The 19,269-nt window shown below is 70.2% G+C and carries 11 protein-coding genes; 3 read left to right on the forward strand and 8 right to left on the reverse strand.

The features are described 5' to 3' along the window. Positions 1 to 712: maltotransferase domain-containing protein (locus tag ACZ7N4_RS19155; protein ID WP_471359505.1), on the reverse strand; the 712-nt coding region annotated here is incomplete at its 3' end. Positions 713 to 1,042: 330 nt separating this feature from the next. On the opposite strand from ACZ7N4_RS19155, the gene ACZ7N4_RS19160 reads away from it, so the two are divergent. Then, positions 1,043 to 3,661 carry a glycosyltransferase family 1 protein gene (locus ACZ7N4_RS19160; protein ID WP_471359506.1) on the forward strand — a complete coding sequence of 873 codons (2,619 nt, stop codon included), beginning with the start codon at positions 1,043 to 1,045 and terminating at the stop codon, positions 3,659 to 3,661. Positions 3,662 to 3,710: 49 nt separating this feature from the next. Here ACZ7N4_RS19160 and ACZ7N4_RS19165 read toward each other — a convergent pair whose 3' ends face one another. The 7 genes from ACZ7N4_RS19165 to ACZ7N4_RS19195 form a co-directional block, all read right to left on the reverse strand. Then, on the reverse strand, positions 3,711 to 3,923 hold the full coding sequence (locus ACZ7N4_RS19165; RefSeq protein ID WP_471359507.1) for a bacteriocin immunity protein: 213 nt from the start codon (positions 3,921 to 3,923) through the stop codon (positions 3,711 to 3,713). A 33-nt stretch (positions 3,924 to 3,956) separates the two neighbouring features. After that, a complete protein-coding gene (locus tag ACZ7N4_RS19170) occupies positions 3,957 to 8,696 on the reverse strand; it encodes a putative T7SS-secreted protein (protein ID WP_471359508.1) in 4,740 nt (1,579 codons plus the stop codon). After that, a complete protein-coding gene (locus tag ACZ7N4_RS19175) occupies positions 8,696 to 9,277 on the reverse strand; it encodes a hypothetical protein (protein ID WP_471359509.1) in 582 nt (193 codons plus the stop codon). The genes ACZ7N4_RS19170 and ACZ7N4_RS19175 overlap by 1 nt, the downstream gene beginning before the upstream one ends. Further along, on the reverse strand, positions 9,274 to 9,789 hold the full coding sequence (locus ACZ7N4_RS19180; RefSeq protein WP_471359510.1) for a hypothetical protein: 516 nt from the start codon (positions 9,787 to 9,789) through the stop codon (positions 9,274 to 9,276). Before ACZ7N4_RS19180 ends, ACZ7N4_RS19175 begins: the two co-directional genes overlap by 4 nt. 109 nt (positions 9,790 to 9,898) lie before the next feature. Further along, positions 9,899 to 10,420 (reverse strand): DUF1990 domain-containing protein, encoded by a 522-nt coding sequence (locus ACZ7N4_RS19185; protein ID WP_471359511.1) that lies wholly within the window; start codon positions 10,418 to 10,420, stop codon positions 9,899 to 9,901. 74 nt (positions 10,421 to 10,494) lie between these two features. Then, complete coding sequence (locus ACZ7N4_RS19190; RefSeq protein WP_471359512.1) at positions 10,495 to 12,135, reverse strand: M4 family metallopeptidase; 1,641 nt, start codon at positions 12,133 to 12,135, stop codon at positions 10,495 to 10,497. A 240-nt stretch (positions 12,136 to 12,375) separates the two neighbouring features. Then, positions 12,376 to 14,430, reverse strand: a complete 2,055-nt coding sequence (locus ACZ7N4_RS19195) for a M4 family metallopeptidase (RefSeq protein ID WP_471359513.1) — start codon at positions 14,428 to 14,430, stop codon at positions 12,376 to 12,378. A 402-nt stretch (positions 14,431 to 14,832) separates the two neighbouring features. Between ACZ7N4_RS19195 and ACZ7N4_RS19200 the strand changes: the two genes are divergently transcribed. After that, the gene (locus ACZ7N4_RS19200; protein WP_471359514.1) at positions 14,833 to 18,753 is read left to right on the forward strand and encodes a DNRLRE domain-containing protein; all 3,921 of its coding nucleotides are present in this window, start codon (positions 14,833 to 14,835) and stop codon (positions 18,751 to 18,753) included. Further along, positions 18,753 to 19,244, forward strand: coding sequence for a hypothetical protein (locus tag ACZ7N4_RS19205; RefSeq protein ID WP_471359515.1), 492 nt, complete (start codon positions 18,753 to 18,755; stop codon positions 19,242 to 19,244). Before ACZ7N4_RS19200 ends, ACZ7N4_RS19205 begins: the two co-directional genes overlap by 1 nt. Positions 19,245 to 19,269: the final 25 nt, after the last annotated feature.

The following is a 19,269-nucleotide window of genomic DNA, read 5'->3' on the forward strand; positions in this document are numbered from 1 at the left end:
GCTCCACCAGCAACGGCATCGGATCCGAGGCGGTCACCAGCTCCCGCAACGGATGGCGGGCCAGCAGCGCCTCCACCTCCGGGTCCAGCGCCGCCGCGAGCCGCCAGGCGGCCGGCCGGCTCTCGTCCCGCAGCGCCGCCACCGCGTCCAGCACGGGCCGCCGCTCGGCCTCCGGGACCCCGGCGGCGGCCCGCTCGTACAGCTCCGCGCCCTCCGCCAGCACCAGACCGGTGTCGATACCGGCCGGGATCTTGATCCGGGCCGTGTGCCGCCAGGTGCCCAGCGGGTCCGACCAGGCCTCCACCGTGAAGGTCCAGCGGCCCGGCTCGCCGGCGGTGACGGTGGCGCCCCAGCGGTCGGTGCCCGGGGCGAGTTCCCGCATCGGCGTCCAGGGTCCGGCGCGGCCCGCCGGGTCCCGGAGCACCACGTTCGCCGCGACGGCGTCGTGACCCTCCCGGAACACGGTGGCCGACACCTCGAAGGACTCCCCGGTCACGGCCTTGGCGGGCCGGCGGCCGTGCTGGACGACGGGGCGTACGTCCAGCACGGGGATGCGGCCGAGGGTGGTGGCCGCGCCGGGGGGCGTCACGTCGGGGGGCGCCACCCCGGTCCTCCCCGTCGCCGTGGTAGCCGGCGGTGTGGTCTTCTTCTTCCCTGCTGCCTTGCTCCTGTTGCTTGTCGGGGGTGCTGACGATGGGTGCTTGGCGGGCATGACCGCTCCTGTCCGCTTCAACGTGGGTGTGGGCGGATGGATATGGGGAGGTGGGTCCTGCGGTGGTGCTGTGGTGCACGGGTGGGGCCGGTACCGGTGGAGCCTTTCCACCCGGTCCGGGTGGGCAATCCGGCACCTTGTTAACTACTCACGCGTATGTCTACGCACAAGACCGGTCTCTCCCTCCGAGTGCCCCACGTCTGCTTCTTGACGCCCCGACACCCCGGCCGGTACGTCCCCACCGACCGCGCGGTAACCACTACCGTCGAAGGCGACGACGAGACGTACGACGCCGTACGTCTCCCCCCGTAACGCGTCCCGAGGTGGAATGTGAAGGCGATCCGTCGGTTCACCGTCCGTCCCGTTCTCCCCGACCCCCTCCGGCCGCTGAGCGACCTGGCGCGCAACCTGCGCTGGTCCTGGCATGCGGAAACGCGCGACCTCTTCCGGTCCGTCGACCCCGAGACGTGGGCCTCGGCCGGCGGCGACCCGGTACGGCTGCTGGGCAGTGTGCGGCCGGAACGGCTGGCCGAACTGGCGGCGGACCGGCGGTTCCTGCGCCGCCTCACCGCCGCCGCCGACGACCTGGACGACTATCTGACCGGCGACCGCTGGTACCAGACCCAGTCGGAGGGCCTGCCTGCCGCCGTCGCCTACTTCTCCCCGGAGTTCGGCATCACGGCCGCGCTCCCGCAGTACTCCGGCGGCCTGGGCATCCTCGCCGGCGACCACCTGAAGGCGGCCAGCGACCTCGGCGTACCCCTGATCGGCGTGGGGCTCCTCTACCGGCACGGGTACTTCCGGCAGACCCTCTCCCGGGACGGCTGGCAGCAGGAGCACTACCCGGTGCTCGACCCCCACGAACTGCCGCTCTCCCAGCTGAAGGAGCCCGACGGCACCCCGGCGCAGGTCTCCCTGGCCCTGCCGGGCGGCACGGCGCTGCGTGCCCGGATCTGGCTGGCCCAGGTGGGCAGGGTGCCGCTGCTGCTCCTGGACTCGGACGTGGAGGAGAACGACTTCGGCGAACGCGGGGTGACCGACCGGCTCTACGGCGGCGGCAGCGAGCACCGGCTGCTCCAGGAGATGCTGCTCGGCATAGGAGGTGTCCGGGCGGTACGGACGTACTGCCGCCTCACCGACCACCCACGGCCGGAGGTGTTCCACACGAACGAGGGCCACGCCGGTTTCCTGGGCCTGGAGCGCATCGCCGAACTCTGCGCGGCGGGGCTCGACTTCGACTCCGCACTGGAGGCCGTGCGCGGCGGCACGGTGTTCACCACCCACACCCCCGTCCCGGCCGGCATCGACCGCTTCGACCGGGAGCTGGTCGGCCGGCACTTCGGCCCGGACGCCGAACTCCCCGGCATCGACGTGCAGCGGATCCTGGCGCTGGGCATGGAGACGTACCCCGGCGGCCGTCCCGACCTCTTCAACATGGCGGTGATGGGACTCCGCCTCGCCCAGCGCGCGAACGGCGTCTCACTCCTGCACGGCCAGGTCAGCCGGGAGATGTTCGCGGGCCTGTGGCCGGGATTCGACCCCGAGGAGGTGCCGATCACCTCCGTCACCAACGGGGTGCACGCGCCGACCTGGGTGGCCCCGGAGGTCCTGCGCCTCGGCGCCCGCCGGATCGGCACCGAACGGGCCGAGGACGCGCTGACCGTCGGCGGCTCCGAGCGCTGGGACTCGGTCGCGGAGATCGACGACCAGGAGCTCTGGGAACTGCGCCGCACCTTGCGCGAACAGCTGGTGCAGGAGGTGAGGGAGCGGCTGCGCGCCTCCTGGCGCCAACGCGGCGCGGGAGACGCCGAACTGGGCTGGATCGACGGTGTCCTGGACCCGGACGTCCTGACGATCGGCTTCGCGCGCAGGGTCCCCTCCTACAAACGCCTCACCCTGATGCTCCGGGACCGGGACCGCCTGACGGACCTGCTCCTGCACCCCGACCACCCGATCCAGATCGTGGTGGCGGGCAAGGCGCACCCGGCGGACGACGGGGGCAAGCGCCTGGTCCAGGAACTGGTCCGCTTCGCCGACGACCCCAGGGTCCGCCACCGCGTCGTCTTCCTCCCCGACTACGGCATGGCGATGGCGCAGAAGCTCTACCCCGGCTGCGACGTCTGGCTGAACAACCCCCTGCGCCCCCTGGAGGCCTGCGGCACCTCGGGCATGAAGGCGGCCCTGAACGGCTGCCTGAACCTCTCCGTCCTCGACGGCTGGTGGGACGAGTGGTTCCAGCCGGACTTCGGCTGGGCCATCCCCACGGCGGACGGACCGTGCACCGACCCGGACCGCCGCGACGACATCGAGGCGGCGGCGCTCTACGACCTCCTGGAGCAGCGGGTGGCCCCCCGCTTCTACGAACGCGGCCGGGCCGGCCTGCCCGACCGCTGGATCACGATGGTCCGCCAGACGCTGTCCCTGCTGGGCCCGAAGGTCCTGGCCGGCCGCATGGTCCGCGAGTACGTCGACCGCCTCTACGCCCCCGCCGCCCAGGCCCACCGCGCCCTGACCCCGGACACCGCCCGGGACCTGGCCGAGTGGAAGACCCGGGTGCGGTCGGCCTGGTCCGGCGTGAGCGTGGACCACGTGGAGACGACGGCGACGACGGCGACCGCGGAACTGGGCACGACGGTGGGGCTCCGGGTGCGCGTCGACCTGGGCGACCTGACCCCGGACGACGTGGAGGTCCAGGCGGTGTCGGGCCGGGTGGACGCGGAGGACCGCATCACGGACGCGACGACGGTCCCCCTGAAGCCGACGGGCACCCCCGACCTGGAGGGCCGCCTGGCCTACGAGGGCCCCCTCTCCCTGGACCGCACCGGCCCGTACGGCTACACGGTCCGCATCCTGCCCGCACACCGCCTGCTGGCGTCCAACGCGGAACTGGGACTGGTGGCGGTGCCTTCTGAGGAGGTGGTGGAGGGGGCGGGGGTGCTGATGCGGTGATCTGTTGGCTGGACCGGTGGCGGGCCCCACAGGTGTCGATTGATTGCTTCTAGAGCTCGATGGGGCGGTAAGCGAGCGCCTGGTCGACTACTTCTTCCGCTGTCAACGGGGGGTCGGAATAGTAGATCAGGTCGGACACCCGTGGATGGAGGACGCTCGATTTCAGTTCCGCCACAAGTCGATCCTCCTCTTCTTCCGGCAGTCTCGCGTCGATGAGCTGCTGAACGATACGGACGAGCTCTTCACGTGACTTCTGTGCCATGGTTCCGTGATCCTCCGGGGCTGACGGCAGCTCTCATTTCCCGAAATGGTAGCTGCCGTCCAGTATCTCTTTATGGTAGCGCGGTGTGACGACGACGATGTTGTCCAGGTCGTAGACTCCGCCACCACGCTGGATGGGGCGCACGTGATGCAGCTCATACCTCCCCCTCCCGCCTGCCTGCTGACCCTCGACCGTGAACGGAGCCTTGCCTTGAGCCATTGCCGTTTGACCTGATGGGGAGAATTGCTCGGACAGTTCCCGATGTTTCGACACTTCTTCCCAGAAGGCCGAACGGAACTCGTTGAAACTGTTGAACTGCTTGCCCTGCAAGGCTCTCGCTACCTGCCCTGGAATTCTTCCGGCATTGCCCTCGGACCCCCTCAGCCATCTACCTTCGACGGGACTTAGCGAATGCCCCCCAGTTGCAGATCCTGGAGAGCTTCTAAGTTCTTCTGCGCTTTTTCGAGTACCAAAGCATGGTTGCAAACCTAGCGGGTCGATCCACGCGAGAGGGTTGTCGACGTAGGTAGCCGGGTTGGGTGCGGGCGTGAGCCCGAGGGGGTCGGGCGAAGCGTATCGGGCGGTATCGGGGTCGTAATGGCGGAAGTAGTTGTAGTGGAGGCCGGTTTCCGGGTCGTAGTACTGGCCGGGAAATCTTAGGGGTGTGTAGGTGCTGCTGTTGGTTGCCCATGTCGTCGTGCCCCAGAGGGTTCTCCGGCTGTGCCATGCGATGTCGCCCTGTTCGTTGACGAGTTCGGTCGGTGTGCCGACCAGGTCGGTGACGATGGCGAAGAAGCGGGAGTCGATTTCCTGTTGGGGGGCTTCGGCTGCGGTGATGCGTTCCGTCTGGGCGACGGGACGCAGATTTTGGTGGTCCCAGGTGAGGGTGACAGGGTGGGGGAGGTCGGTGGACGTTGTTGTCTGTTCGCAGAGTGTGGTGCCGTCCCAGGCGAACTCCACCCGTTCAAGAATCGTTTCGCCGTTCTCCGCGAGGCGGAGTTTGGCCGTGCGGCGGCCCAGGGGGTCGTATGTGTAGTGCCAGCGGGTGCCGTCGGGGGTCATCACCGAGGTGAGGCGGTCTTCGGCGTCCCACTCGTAGTGCCAGGCGTCCGGTTTGCGGGACAGTCGTGGCTTCTGGCGGAGAGTGATGCGGCCCAGGGCGTCGTGTTCGTAGCGGACGTTGCCGGCACGGATGATACGGGTGCCCGTGTACGCGCGCGGCCCCGTTGCCTCTGCGCCCGGGTGGTCCGAGGGCCAGGACGCCTCGGTCTGGTTGCCTGCCTCGTCGTAGGCGTAGCGTTCCGTCCAGCCGGCGGCGTGGACCGCTGTGACCCGGGCTGTCGCGTCGAGGTCGAAGCGGCGGATGCCGGACAGGTGGTCGTCGATGCCGATCAGGTGGCCGTCGGTTCGGTAGGTGTATGTCCGGTGTTGGATGCGACGGCCTCGTGCGCCGGTCACCGACTGGGTCGTCAGGCGGCCCATGAGGTCGAAGGTGTGCGCGAAGGCGAGGATGCCGCCGATGCGGCGGGACACCTCGCGGCCTGCCTCGTCGTAGGCGAAGTCGATCGTCCGGCCGGACGCCACCATGCCGATTGGGCGGCCCGCTGGGTCGTACGACCACGTCGTCCTGGCTCCGGTCGGGGTGGTGCGGCTCGTGCGGCGGCCCAGGGTGTCGTAGGTGTAGGTCATCGTGCGACCGTCGACCGTTTCTGAGCGCAGGCGGCCGTACCGGTCACGCAGCAGCATCAGTGTCGTGCCGTCGGGGCCCGTCGCCTGGGCCAGTTGGTCGGTCAGGTCGTAGGCGTACGTGGTGATGCGGCCCGCAGCGTCCTTGCGGAGTACTTGGCCGAGTTCGTTGCGTTCGAAGGACGTCACCTCGCCGAGTGCGTTGCTACGGGAAGACAGGCGGCCCGCCGCGTCGTACTCGTACTCCAGTGCCCGGTCGTCGAAGTCCGTCTCCTGTACCAGGCGGCCGGCCGGGTCGTACGTGTACTCCCAGGTCAGGCCCTGTGGGTTGGTGACCTTCGTCAGGCGTAGTTCGGTGTCGTGGTCGAATGCGTAGCGGATGCCGTCCGGGCCTGTGCGGGCTGTCAGCAGGTCGAAGTGGGTGTACTCGAAGTAAGAGACTCCGCCGAGGGGGTCGGTGTGGCTGGTGCAGTTGCCCTCGCCGTCGTACGTCCACGTCTCCGTGGTGCCGTCAGGGGCCGTACGGCGGGTCAAGTGGCCCTCGACCGACCATTCCAGGCGGGTTGTCGCTCCGGTCGGATCGGTGATCGAGGTCGGGCGGCCGAAGGCGTCTCGTTCGTAGCGGGTCACCGCACCCAGCGGGTCGGTCACCTGAGCCGGGAGACCGGCACGGTCGCTGACCACAGTCGTCGTGTTGCCCAGTGGGTCGGTCAGCGACGTCAGGTGGCCGGCCTGCGTGTACGTGAGGCGGGTTGTCTGGCCGGCCGGGTCCGTCACCGAGGTGAGGTTGCCCCGGTCGTCGTAGGTCTGGCGGATCACCGTGCCGTCCGGGTTCACCATCTTCACCGGCAGGCCGAGGTCGTTGTACTCCGCCCGTGCCTCGCGGCCGTCCGGGCGGACCGCCCGGGTGAGGTTGCCCGCGTCGTCGTACTCGAACGTCGTCGTGTGGCCCAGGGGGTCTGTTGTGGACAGCAGGCGGTTGTAGCGGTCACGGGTGTAGCGCGTGGTCGCGCCGACGTCGTTCGTTTCGGCGATGACCTGGCAGCGGCGGTTGATCAGGTAGCGGGTCGTGTGGCCGTGTGAGTCGGTGATCGTCGTGGTGTGCTCGCCGGTGTCCGCATCCACCGGCCCGTAGGCGAAGGTCGAGGCCAGGTGGCCGGCGGCGCCGGACTGGTGGGTGCAGCGGTCCTGGTCGTCGTAGGCGTAGGTGAAGTGGCTGTCGTTGGTGTCCGTCCAGGACACGATGCGCCCCTCGGCGTCGTACGCGAAGCGCATGGGACGGCCGCAGGAGTTGAAGACCTCGCTCAGGTGGCCGTCGGTGTAGCCGTACCGGATCAGTTCCTGGTCGGTGCCGTCCGATGCCGCGCCCGCCAGGTGCAGCGCGGTGACCCGGCCGTCGGCGGTTGACAGCAGCAGGCGGTAGCCGCCGCTGTGGGCCAGGGCGCGGGGGGCGCCGGTCGTGTCGTACTCGAAGGTGATCCGGTTGCCGTTGCGGTCGTCGATCTGTTCCAGTACGGCCAGGGTCTCGGAGCGGTCCGTGAAGTGCCGTACGTGACCGGACTCCGGGTCGGTGAGGGTGTAGCCGTCGTCCGTGCGGTCCAGCGACAGGCGGGGGCCGTGGCCGGGGAGCGTCGGCACGCCGGGTGCCGGGTGCGGGTAGGCGAGGACCAGGCCGTCCTCGCCGACGAAGACGACGCCCTGCGCGTCGATCTCCAGGCGCTGGTCGAGGGTGGAGGACCAGGTCGGGCCGAACCAGCCGCCGAGCCGGTACGACGACTCGAACTGCCGCTTGAGGAACAGGGGAAGAGCGCCGGGGAGGGAGACGTCGGTCTGCGGCAGCACCATCCGCCCGGTCGCGACGTCGACCGGGTCCTTTTCGCAGACCTTCTCGCCCGGCCGCCGGGAGACGTCCTCCGGGCCCTTTTCCACCGCGTTCCGGGCGGCGCTGCGCAGCCCCTGCTCGGCGCCCTCTTCCGCCGCCTTCCGCGCCAGTCCCGCTTCCAGCCCGGCGCCGTCACCGAGGAGGAACTGGGGGGCCATGCGTCCGCTGAACTCGGAGGGATCCTTGCGGAACTCCTCCCACATGGTCTTGGCGGTGCGTTCGGGGTGGGCGGCGGTGGAGGTCAGGCCGGAGAGCGTCATGCTGACGTTCTGCATGTAGGCGGCCGGGTGGGTGAGGTTGTAGGGGTCCGCCGGGTCCAGACCCCGGACGAAGTTGACCAGGCCGGCCGTGCCCTTGGCGACGCCTCCGGCGAAGTGGGTGAGTTCGATGCCGGTGGACACCGCGCCGTCCTTCAGGTCGCCCTTCAGGCGGTCCAGGGGCGGGGGTTCGGCCGGGGCGTGGGCGACGGCTGCTTTCACCTTGTCCTGGGCTTCGGAGGCGGCGGTGTTGCGCTGCTTGCGGGCCTCGGCGAGCTTGTGCCGGGCGGCCTGGACGGTGGCCTTGCCCGGGTCCTGGAACTTCCCCGGGTCCGGGCCGGGATCCTCGCCCGCCTTCGCCTTCGCCTGGTACGTCCGGACCTTGTCCTGGTAGGCGTCGAACGCGGTCCTGGACGCCTTCTCGCCCTTCTTGTAAAGCTCCACGGCCTCACCGGCCTGCCCTTGCGCCCACTTCACGGTGTCGGCATACGCATCCAAGGCAGCCGCGGCTGTCTTGCAGGCCTCGGCCGCCTGCGCCCACTTGGCGGGGTGGACGCCGAACTTGGCGCGGAAGGCGTCACCGCCCTCGCCCTTCCAGCCGGAGGAGTCGACCTTCTTCAGGCCCTGGCCGACCTTGTCGAACGCGCCGTGGAAGTCCCGCAGGTGCTTGACACTCTCCCGGATCTTCGCCGGGTCGCCGTAGATGAGTTCGTTGGCTTCCTCGCTCTGGCCGAGCTGCTGCTCGCCGGGGGTCGCGCCCAGGTCGGAGGCGATGCCGTCGCCCCAGTCCTCCACCACGTCGGCCCACTCGTGCAGCCCGTACTCGTCCAGCTTGTCGCCGACCTTGTCCGTGGCCCAGTCGACGCCCTCACCGAGCTTCTTCTTCCCCTTGTCGTAGAGGTTCTCGGCACCGCCCAGCAGGGCATTGGTGACATCCCCGATGCCCATCAGCCCTCACCGCCCGACTGCCCGGCGTCCGCGTCACCGACCAGGTCGCCCACACCCACGCCCGGCACCGGTCCGATGGTGTGCGAGGTCATCACATCGTCCGCGGCCGTCTTCCAGCCCTCCTTGCTGTTCGCCCACGCCTTCTCAAAGGACTCCCCGCTGTAGTCGACGTCACCGCCGTACGCACCCGACTTGGCGATGTCGCCGTAGCCCATCTTCTCGACGTCCTTCTCCGAGGCGTACGGGTTGCCGACGGCCGCGTTCTCCACGACCTTCACCGTGCCCTCGACGTACTTGTCGGTCTCGTAGTACGTCCCCGCCGCCAGCCCCGTCTTCTCCGCGAACCCGTTGCCCTCGGCGATCAGCGCCCGAACCCCCCACTCCCAGCGCTCGCAGAACGACGTGAAATCACCCGTCAAACCCTCATGACCCAGCTCCAGGCCCGACAGCGCGATCTCACCGAAACCGCGGCCCGCCCCGGACGTGCCGAAACCACCCAGCTCCTTCAACTCGCCCAGCGCATCCGTCAGCCCCTTGGCGATCAGGCCGAGCCCCTGCGCCGCCAGATCCTCACCGCTCACCGCTCATCCCCCGTCACACCCTCCACGTCCACCGCCACCGCGTCCGGCACGATCCCCCGCACCGGAGGAAAGACCATGCCGTCGTCCCCGTCCGCGCAGTCCAGCGCCACCCCACACGGCACACCCACCGCCGGCACCACCGCGTCCAGCAAACGGGCCCCCAGCCACCGCTGATAGGCCCACTCCCGGCCGCCCTCGCCCCGCGCCACCGCGAAACAGGCCAGGGCATGCTCATGGGAGAAGGCGTAGACCCAGCGGACACCGCCGAAGTCCGCCGTCAGGGGAGCGTCGTCCTCGTCCACCGGCACCAGCACGGCCGTACGCCGGAACTCACCCAGCAGGACAGCGAACTCCCGGCGCCTGCGCTCACGCGCCTCCAGGGCATCGGCGGCGTCGACCGCACGCTTCTGCGGAGCGGTGTCCTCCGACCTCACCGGCGCGGTCGTGTGCCGCTGGTCGACGCGGTCCGCGTCCACGTAGTCGTACAGCCGTGACCTGGGCGTTCGTGCCACCGAAACGGCGTTCCCCCCGTGTTCATCCACAGCCGGATCTTCACATCAGGGCGTTCTGGATCGCAACGCGGGGCACGGGGTCGCTGAGGCAGACGGCCGGAATCCGGCGTCATGCCTCCGGTACATCCGCGCACAGCCTCCTCAGCACCGCCCCGCACCTGCGGGCGTACGCGTGCTGCAAGCCGCGCGTGGCCGGGCCTCCCGCCCGGGCGTACCACTTGGCGCCCTTGCTGAACGCCGCCACCGTCAGCCAGACGGTGCCGTCGCCGGTGCGGTCGACCACGAAGGCTTCCTCGCCGCACTCGGGGTGGCCCTGGAGGGTGCCGTAGGCCCAGCCGGCACGGCGGGGTTCCTCCGCTGTCCAGACGACGCGGCAGGGGGCCTTGACGAGGCCGGCGAGGGTGACGGTGACGTCGACGCCGGGGGCCGCGCGGTCGGCGGTGGCGTCGATGCCCACCCCCAGTTCGCGGTGCATCTCCCAGGTCATGACCGCCTCGGCCGCGCGCTGGAAGACCGGCCGGCCCTCGCCGAGGCGGGTGCGGACGAGCAGGGGATGGAAGCCGGGCGGGCAGTACGACAGATCGTCGCGGGTTGCGCCTACCGGCTCGTAGGTGAAGGGGGCCGAGGACATGGGTCACAAGGGTAGGGGCGGCACCCGGGAGAGTCCTCTCCCGGGTGCCGCCCCTCACCACGAGCCGGGTGTCGCTAGGCGACGTTGACCGCCGACCAGGCGGCCGCGACCGCCTTGTACTCGGTGCTGGTGGAGCCGTACAGGGCGGACGCCGCGTTCAGGGTCGCCGTGCGGGCGGCCTTGTAGTTGGTCGTCGAGGTCATGTACGTGGTCAGCGCCTTGTACCAGATCTGCAGCGCCTTGGCGCGGCCGATGCCGGTGACCGTGGAGCCGTTGTACGTCGGCGAGTTGTAGGTCACGCCGTTGATCGTCTTCGAACCGCTGCCCTCGGAGAGGAGGTAGAAGAAGTGGTTCGCGACGCCCGAGGAGTAGTGGACGTCCTTGTTGCCGACGGAGGAGGACCAGTAGTCGGCCGAGCCGCCGTCCTTGCTGGGCTTGTCCATGTAGCGCAGCGGGGTGCCGTCGCCGTTGATGTCGATCTTCTCGCCGATGAGGTAGTCGCCCTTGTCGGACGCGTTGTTCGCGAAGAATTCCACACCGGTGCCGAAGATGTCGCTGGTGGCCTCGTTCAGGCCGCCGGACTCACCGGAGTAGTTGAGGCCCGCGGTGTTCGAGGTGACGCCGTGGCTCATCTCGTGGCCGGCGACGTCCAGCGCGGTCAGCGGGTCGGCGTTGCCGGAGCCGTCGCCGTAGGTCATGCAGAAGCAGCTGTCGTCCCAGAACGCGTTCACGTAGGCGTTGCCGTAGTGGACGCGGGAGTAGGCGCCGACGCCGTTGTTCTTGATGCCGCTGCGGCCGAACGTGCTCTTGTAGAAGTCCCACGTCTCGGCCGCGCCGTAGGCGGCGTCGGCGGCCGCCGTCTGGTCGGAGGAGGAGGTGGAGGCGGTGCCGGTGCCGAAGACGTTGGTCGAGTTGGCCACCAGGGTGCCCGTGCCGGACGTCCTGCGGGCCAGGTTGTAGGTCTTGTGGTTGCCCCGCGCGCTGTCGGTGAGCTGGTACGTCGAGCCCGACTGCACGGAGTTGAGGGTGACCGTGCCGGAGTACAGCGTCTTGCCGGTCGCGTTCTCGATGCCCTGGTACTCGTAGAGCTTCTTGCCGGTGGCCGCGTCGGTGATGACGTGCAGCTGGTTCGGGGTGCCGTCGTCCTGGAAGCCGCCGACGACGGTCTCGTAGGCGAGGACGGGCTTGCCGGAGCCGGCCCAGACGACCTTGCGGGCGCCGTCCGCGGCGGTCTTGGCGGAGCCCAGCGTCCTGGCGGCGGACAATGCCTGCTTCTCGGCCTTGGCCGCGGTGATCTGCGGCTTGAGCGAGGAGATTCTGATGGCCGACTTGGCCGCCTTGGTGACGCCCTGCGTCTTGCCGGACTTGGCGGTGTGGACGATCAGGTCGCCGCCGAGCACGGGCAGGCCGGCGTAGGTGCGCTCGTAGCGGGTGTGCAGGGTGCCGTCGGTGTCCTTGACGACGTCCTTGACGACGAGCTTCTCCTTGGCGCCGAGGCCTATCGCGTGCGCGGTGCCGGCCGCGTCGGCCTGGGCGTGCTGGAGCAGCGTGGTGCGGGCTGCCGCGGACAGCTGGGTCGGGGCCGCCGCGAGGGGCTTGGCCGTCGGCTGGGCGGAGGCGCTGGTGGTCACACCGGTGGCGAGGAGGGCTCCGGCCGCGACAGCGGTGGCGATGGCCAGAGTCGTGCGCTGACGAGGCGCGTAGAGGGGGCTCACAGAAGCTCCTTCGGGTGGGGAGTCCGGTCAGCGTGGGGTTACTGGCCGGCTGTGTGGGGTGGTGAAGTTCTGCGGCGGGTGGAGAGAGAGTGACATCAGCGCCGCGTACATGTCAGGACCCTGAAGTGATGTTGGCTGAAAGTCGATTGGTCGGTGAACGTTTCAGCAAGGTGAACGGACGCCGCCCGAGGATGCTCCACCCTCGGACAGCGCCGTGATCCCGGGCCCGTGGCATGCGGTTTACGGGAAGGTCAGCTTCCAGCCGTTGATCGTTCCGGTGTCGTAGGTGGCTTGATCCTGTACCCGCAGTTTCCACGTGCCGTTGGCGGGTTCGGCCGAGGCGTTGACCGTGTACGTCTCGTTCACGTCGTCCGCCGAGTCCGAGGAACTGAAGTTCTTCAGCCGGTAGGCGGTGCCCGACGGGCCGACGAGGTCGATCACCAGGTCGCCCCGCCAGGTGTGGGTGATGTCGACGCTCACCTGGAGGTTGCCCGGCGCGTTCCCGGTGCGGCCGGAGACGGTGATGGCGGAGGTGACGGCGGGCCCGTTGTCCGGCACCGACACCGGCGTGGTGCTCTCGTACGACGTACCGCCGCCGCCCCCGCCGCCGGAGCGCGAGCCGACCCCGACGCCCGCCCAGGCGTCCTGCACCGCCTTGTACTCGGCGCTGGAGGTGCCGTACAGCTCGCCGGCCGCGGCCAGGGTGCCGGTGCGGGCGCCCGCGTAGTTGGTGGTGGACGTCCACTTGGTCGTCAGCGCCCGGTACCAGATCTGCAGCGCCTTGTCCCGGCCGATGCCGGTGACCGGAAGTCCGTCCGCCGTCGGCGAGTTGTAGCTGACGCCGTTGACGACCTTGGCGCCGCTGCCCTCGCTCAGCAGGTAGAAGAAGTGGTTCGCCGGGCCGGACGAGTAGTGGACGTCCACGCCGCCGATGCCCGAGTACCAGTTGTCCTTGGACGCGCCGTCCTTGCTGGGCTTGTCCATGTAGCGCAGCGGGGTGCCGTTGCCGTTGATGTTGATCTTCTCGCCGACCAGGTAGTCACCGGGGTCGGTGGCGTTGTTCGCGTAGAACTCCACGCCGGCGGCCATGATGTCGCTGGTCGCCTCGTTCAGGCCGCCGGACTCACCGCTGTAGTTGAGGTTGGCGGTGGACGAGGTGACGCCGTGGCTCATCTCGTGGCCGGCGACGTCGATCGAGGTGAGCGGCTTGGTGTTGCCGGAGCCGTCGCCGTAGGTCATGCAGAAGCAGCTGTCGTCCCAGAACGCGTTCACGTACGCGTTGCCGTAGTGCACGCGGGAGTAGGCGCCGACGCCGTTGTTCTTGATGCCGCTGCGGCCGAACGTGCTCTTGTAGAAGTCCCACGTGAGCGCGGCACCGTAGTGGGCGTCGGCGCCCGCGGTCGCCGCGTTCGAGGTGGTCCCGTTGCCCCAGGTGTCGCTGGTCTGCGAGAACAGGGTGCCGGTGCCGGAGGTGCCCCTGTTCAGGTTGTACGTCTTGTGGCCGCCGCGTGCCCCGTCGGTGAGCGTGTAGGTCGAGCCCGACTGGGTCGTGGTCAGCGTGACCTGCCCGCTGTACTGGGTGTTGCCTATGCCGTTCTTGACGCCCTGGTACTCGAAGAGCTTCTTGCCGGTGGCCGCGTCGGTGATGACGTGCAGCTGGTTCGGGGTGCCGTCGTCCTGGAGCCCGCCGACCACCGTCTCGTACGCCGGCACGGGCTTGCCGGTGGCCGCCCAGATCACCCTGCGGACGCTGTCCGCGGCCGGCCGGGTCCCGCCGAGGGCCTTCGCCCGCCGCACGGCCTGCTGCTCGGCGGCGGCCTTCGACACGGCGGGGGTGAGACCGGCGACCTTCAGTGTGGCGTTCGTGGCCCGGACGACGTCCATCGTCTTGCCCGACCTGGCGGTGGTCACGACCAGGTCGCCGCCGAGCACGGGCAGGCCCGCGTACGTCCGCTCGTACCGCGTGTGCAGGGTGCCGTCGCCGTCCTTGACGACGTCCTTGACGACGAGCTTCTCCTTCGCGCCGAGGCCGATCTGCCGGGCCGCGGCGGCCTTGCCGGCGTCGGCGTCGCGGATCAGCTCGGCGCGCTGGGAAGGGGTGAGCCGGACCGCGGCGTGGGCCGGATCGGCCTTGCCCGCCTGCGGCTTCGCCGGTGCGGCGCCGGCCGTGCCGGACTGGACGGCGACGGCGATCAGGGCGGCGACACCGGTGAGGGCGACGGCGGCGGTGCGGCGGTGCGTGGCGGGGCGGTGCGGGGTGTGGGAGGTGCGTCCGCGAGAGAGGTGGGTTCTCAACACTGACTCCTTCTGCGTGACCGCGGGTCGCGCGGCCAGGGGAGACCGGACGGTGAGTTGGGACGTCCGGGCAGAACAGGGCGTTACGTGCGTTACGCCAAAGCCACGTGCGGGTGCGGAGCCGGCTCGTACAGACGCGCAGTAACTGTGGGGTTGCTGTGAGTCGGCCTGGGAAGAGTGGCAGGAGATCTCCCCATCTGTCAGGACCGCGTCAGGAATTTGGCCAGAAATGGTCCGTTGACCGGATGTTCATGTTCGGTATGCGGACTCTTCGCGCAAGTGACGGGAGGTCGGACGGGGGTGGCCCGCGAGGTGGGCGGTTTTAGGCCATGGACATGACCAGATCTGTATGTGAAGATCCTTTGAATTTTGCCAAGTACGTGTAAAGCAAGGATCTTGTACATGAGAAGACGCCACAGACCCGGGAGCAGCCGCTTCCTGGTCTACGCCGCGTACGCCATGGCCGGTGTCGTGACGGCCGGTCTCGCCCTTCCCGCCCACCGGGACGCCGTCGAGGCCGTCACCCCGGTGGCGACGGCGACGGCCGCGTCCGACGACGACGGCGACGCGGCGACGGGCGACGCGCGCAGGCGCGCCGCCGCGACGGGGGAACGCGTCGAGGTCACGGCCCTGCGCACCGAGAGCTCCACGACGTACGTCAACCCCGACGGGTCCGTGACCGTGGAGGCGGCCACCGGACCGGTCCGCGTCAAGGACGACGACGGCGCCTGGCACGACCTGGACACCACCCTCGTCCGCCGCGACGGCGGCATCGAACCCCGGCAGGCCGCGGCCGACATCCGCATCTCCGACGGCGGCGAGGGCCCGCTCGCCGAGGTCGACGAGGGGGACAAGACCCTCGGCATCAGCTGGGACGGCACCCTCCCCGAGCCCGAGATCAAGGGCAACACCGCCGTCTACAGCGAGGTCCGGCCGGGCGAGGACCTGGTGGTCACCGCGCTGCCGGAGGGCTTCTCGCACCAGCTCGTGCTGAAGGAGCGCCCCAAGGACGACATGGAGCTGCGGATCCCCGTGGCCGCCGAGGGCCTCAAGCTCCGTGAGACCGCCGACGAGCGGCTGCTGTGGGAGAGCGACAGCGGCCGGAAGGTCGCCACCGCCCCCGTCCCCGTCATGTGGGGAGCCGGACAGGGTCAGGCCTCCGGCGAACCGGCGAAGGTCACCGACGTGGACGTCTCCGTCGAGGGCGGCACCGACGGCCAGACCCTGGTGCTCAAGCCGGACACGTCGTTCCTCGCCGACCCCGCCGTCAGGTACCCGGTCACCGTCGACCCGACCAACACGCTGCTCGGCCCGCTCACGGACACCTGGATCCAGGACGACGACTATCCGACGTCCCAGCGCGGTTCGACCGAGCTGAAGGCGGGCACGTACAACGGGACCGAACGCGCCCGCTCCTACCTCAAGTTCGACGCCGCCCGGTTCCTCGGCAAGCACGTCGTCGACGCCGACCTGCGCCTGTACTCGCACTGGTCGTCCTCCTGCTCGACGAACAACTCCGGCATCCAGGTCCGGCGCGTCACGAGCGACTGGGACCCCTCCGCCATCACCTGGGGCAGCCAGCCGGGCACGAGCACCGTCTCCGCCCCCGTCTCGACGGCGGCGAAGGGCTACAGCTCCGCCTGCCCCGCCGGGCAGGTGTCGTGGGACGTCGACGGCATCGCCCAGGCGTGGGCCGACGGCCAGCCCAACTACGGCGTGCGCCTCGCCGCCGTGGACGAGACCGACCCCCTCACCTGGCGCCGCTACCGCTCCGCCAACTACGTCGACGGATCACACGACGCGGCCACCGAGCCGTCGCTGATCGTCACCTACAACTCCGCCCCCACGGTCCCGGCCTCGCTCGACGTCGGCCCGCTCAAGACGGACACCACCCTGACCACCGCCGGGTCCCTGACACCCACCCTCCAGGCCAAGGTGGGCGACGCCGACGCCGACTCCGGCCTGGTGACGGAGTTCCAGGTCCAGCCGGATCCCGCGTTCGCCGACACCACGTACACCTGGACGGGCAAGACCGCCGCGTTCGCGCCGGGCACCGTCGCCACCACGCAGATCCCCACCGCGTCGGCCGTGCCCGACGGCAGCCACCTGCGGATGCGCGCCCGCACGGGTGACGGGATCGACACCTCCGCCTGGTCCGACTGGAAGCCCTTCCGCGTCGACGCCACCGCCGTGCAGCCCGCCGACCTGCCCACCCAGCTCCAGGCCGGCGCGACGGACACCGCCTCGCCGCTCGTCACGGGCGTCGTCACCTCGCCGGGCGGCGGCATGGTCGAGGCACAGTTCCGCCTCGGCAACGCCACCGGCACCCAGACCCTGGGCACCCAGCTCGTCGCCGACGGGGAACGGGCCGGCTTCCAGATCCCCGCCGACCGGCTCACCTCCGGCGGCCCGTTCGACTGGTCGATGCGGGCCTGCTACGCGGGCAAGTGCTCCGCGTGGACCGAGCGGACCCCGATCAGCGCCGGGACCGGCGCGGAACCCGACCGGGTGACCGCCACCTCCTCGGTGGACCTGCCGCTCACCAAGGCCACCGTCTGCACCGACTCCGACACCTGCGTCGGGGAGACCGGCACGGCCCTGAAGGCCGGCAGCGTCTCGGGCAGGAACTGGCGCACCTACCTCAAGGCCGACGTGTCGAAGATCCCCGCCGGCGCCCGCGTGACCAAGGCCCAGCTCACCCTCCAGTCGGCCGCGACGACACCCGACCTGGACGTGCACGCCCTCAACGGGGCCTGGGCCACCACCGGCACCGGCAGCCAGCTGGACGCCGTCACGGCGCCGGAGGCCAATCTGACGGCCGGCGCGCCCTGGACCATCGACGTCACCGGCCTGGTCACGGGCTGGACCGACGGAGCGAACGCCAACAACGGCCTGGTGCTGCGCCGGGCCGAGGACGCCCCGGGCACGGCCGGCATCAGCTTCACCTCGGCCACCCTCACGGCCGAGTACGAGGCGGCCACCCCGCCCTCCCCGCCCGTGGCGGTCCACGCCCGGGCCGCGGACCAGGGCGCCCTGGTCACCTGGGGGGCCGGCGAGGACAGCGGCTACAACGACACCGTCCTCACCTACGAGGTGACCGCCCTCGACTCCTCCGGCGCCGAGGTCGCCCGGCACACCACCCACGGCACCGACGCCGTGTTCACCGGCCTCACCAACGGGGCCTCGTACACCTTCCGGGTCGGCGCCTCCAGCGCCTACGGCACGAGCGACGCCGTCACCAGCGCCGCCGTCGAGCCGGTCGGCGCCCCGCTCGACGGCACCGTCTACACGCAGGCGGTCCGCGAATACCTGGACTCCGCCGCCGCCCTGACGACCGGAGCGAAGGGCAGTGCCGCGGCGGCGGTCGACGGACGTCCGCACGCCGCCATGTACACCGCGCTGCTCAAGGCGGAGGAGTCCTGGCTGATCGACAGCCGCGACTCCCTGAAGGCGAACGGGCTGACGTACACGTCGATCACCACCGACCTCTCCGACGCGCTGCTGCTGCCCTCCGCCGACGGGACGGTGACCGTCCGCACGACGGTCGGCCAGCAGAAGACCCTGGCCGACGCGCCCTCCGACCCGGAGACCACCGAGACGACGGTCCGCTACACGTTCTCCGGCGGGGACACCCCGGTCCTGCGCGGCAGGACGAACGCCGAGCAGTACGAACAGCAGCTGGCCAAGGACGACCGCGCCCTCGGGGCCGTCACCTACGGGACCGTGGAGAACGACAGCGGCACCACGCAGGCCACCCGGACGGTCGCCGCCGCCCCGAGCGCGTACTCGTCCTACGCGTCGCAGATCACGCCGTACGCCACCATCAACGCCGGCGGCACGGCGAAGTGGGCGAGGGACCACTGGAACGACCGGGCCCAGTACAGCCAGGACTGCACCAACTTCGCCTCCAAGGCGCTGTACTACGGCGGCGGCATGCGCATGAAGGGAGTGAACAAGGACAAGAAGAGCGCGGACAACTGGTGGCGGGTCGGGCACCTGGCCCCGCACGGCGTGTACTACTACACGAACTCCTACACCTGGACGGTCGCCGACAAGATGCACACCTTCCTGCTCCGCCACAGCGACGGCGCGATCAACACCGAGACCAAGCAGAGTTACGCCAAGGTCGGTGACATCGTGCTGTTCAACTGGGGCGGCAAGGGCGGCTGGGACCACGCGGGCGTCATCACGAAGATGTCGGGCGGCAAGGCGTACGTCAGCGCGCACAACAACAACCGCCTGAACCAGCGCCTCGACGTCTACATCAACAGCCAGCGGGGCACCTGGGCCGACATCTTCCACGTCGTTCCGGGGTGGTACTGATGGCCGCCCCGGCCGGAAGGCGCCGCCTCGCAACGGTCGCCGCGACGGTCGCCGTCGTCCTGGCGGCGGCCGCCGGCACCTGGTGGCTCCTGCGCGACCCCGCGCCGTACGCCCTGCGGAAGACGCCGGCGGTGAACGTCAGCGTCCACGCCGTGAAGTCGGAGTACCCCGAGGCGGGGGAACTGGCCGGTGACGTCGATCCGCTCCTGAAGGTGTACGTCCAGCGCCTCGCGGCCGGGGACGCCACCGACCTGGCCCGCCTCGGAGCCCCCTGGTACACCGGCCGGGAACGGGCCGCACGGCAGCTGATCAGCCGGTACGGCGCACAGGCCGGCGAACCGGTCGACGCACTGGTGCGGGACCCCGTGGTGCCGTACCTGGCCGCCGTAGAACTGCGCTTCGGCGACGGGCGGCGACAGGAGGTGCTGCTCACCCGCGACGACGACGTGTGGTGGCTGCAACTCGGGGACGGCGACCCGGTCGCACCCTAGGCACCCCGCGTCCGTACGGCCGGCC

This window comes from Streptomyces sp. NPDC107654, assembly GCF_055639035.1.

What these genes read in the sequence shown, in the direction of transcription:
- ACZ7N4_RS19205 (WP_471359515.1), top strand. Translation starts at nt 18,753, where the DNA reads ATGGCCGCCCCGGCCGGAAGGCGCCGCCTCGCAACGGTCGCCGCGACG.
- ACZ7N4_RS19165 (WP_471359507.1), bottom strand. Translation starts at nt 3,923, where the DNA reads ATGGCACAGAAGTCACGTGAAGAGCTCGTCCGTATCGTTCAGCAGCTC.
- ACZ7N4_RS19200 (WP_471359514.1), top strand. Translation starts at nt 14,833, where the DNA reads ATGAGAAGACGCCACAGACCCGGGAGCAGCCGCTTCCTGGTCTACGCC.
- ACZ7N4_RS19185 (WP_471359511.1), bottom strand. Translation starts at nt 10,420, where the DNA reads ATGTCCTCGGCCCCCTTCACCTACGAGCCGGTAGGCGCAACCCGCGAC.
- ACZ7N4_RS19170 (WP_471359508.1), bottom strand. Translation starts at nt 8,696, where the DNA reads ATGGGCATCGGGGATGTCACCAATGCCCTGCTGGGCGGTGCCGAGAAC.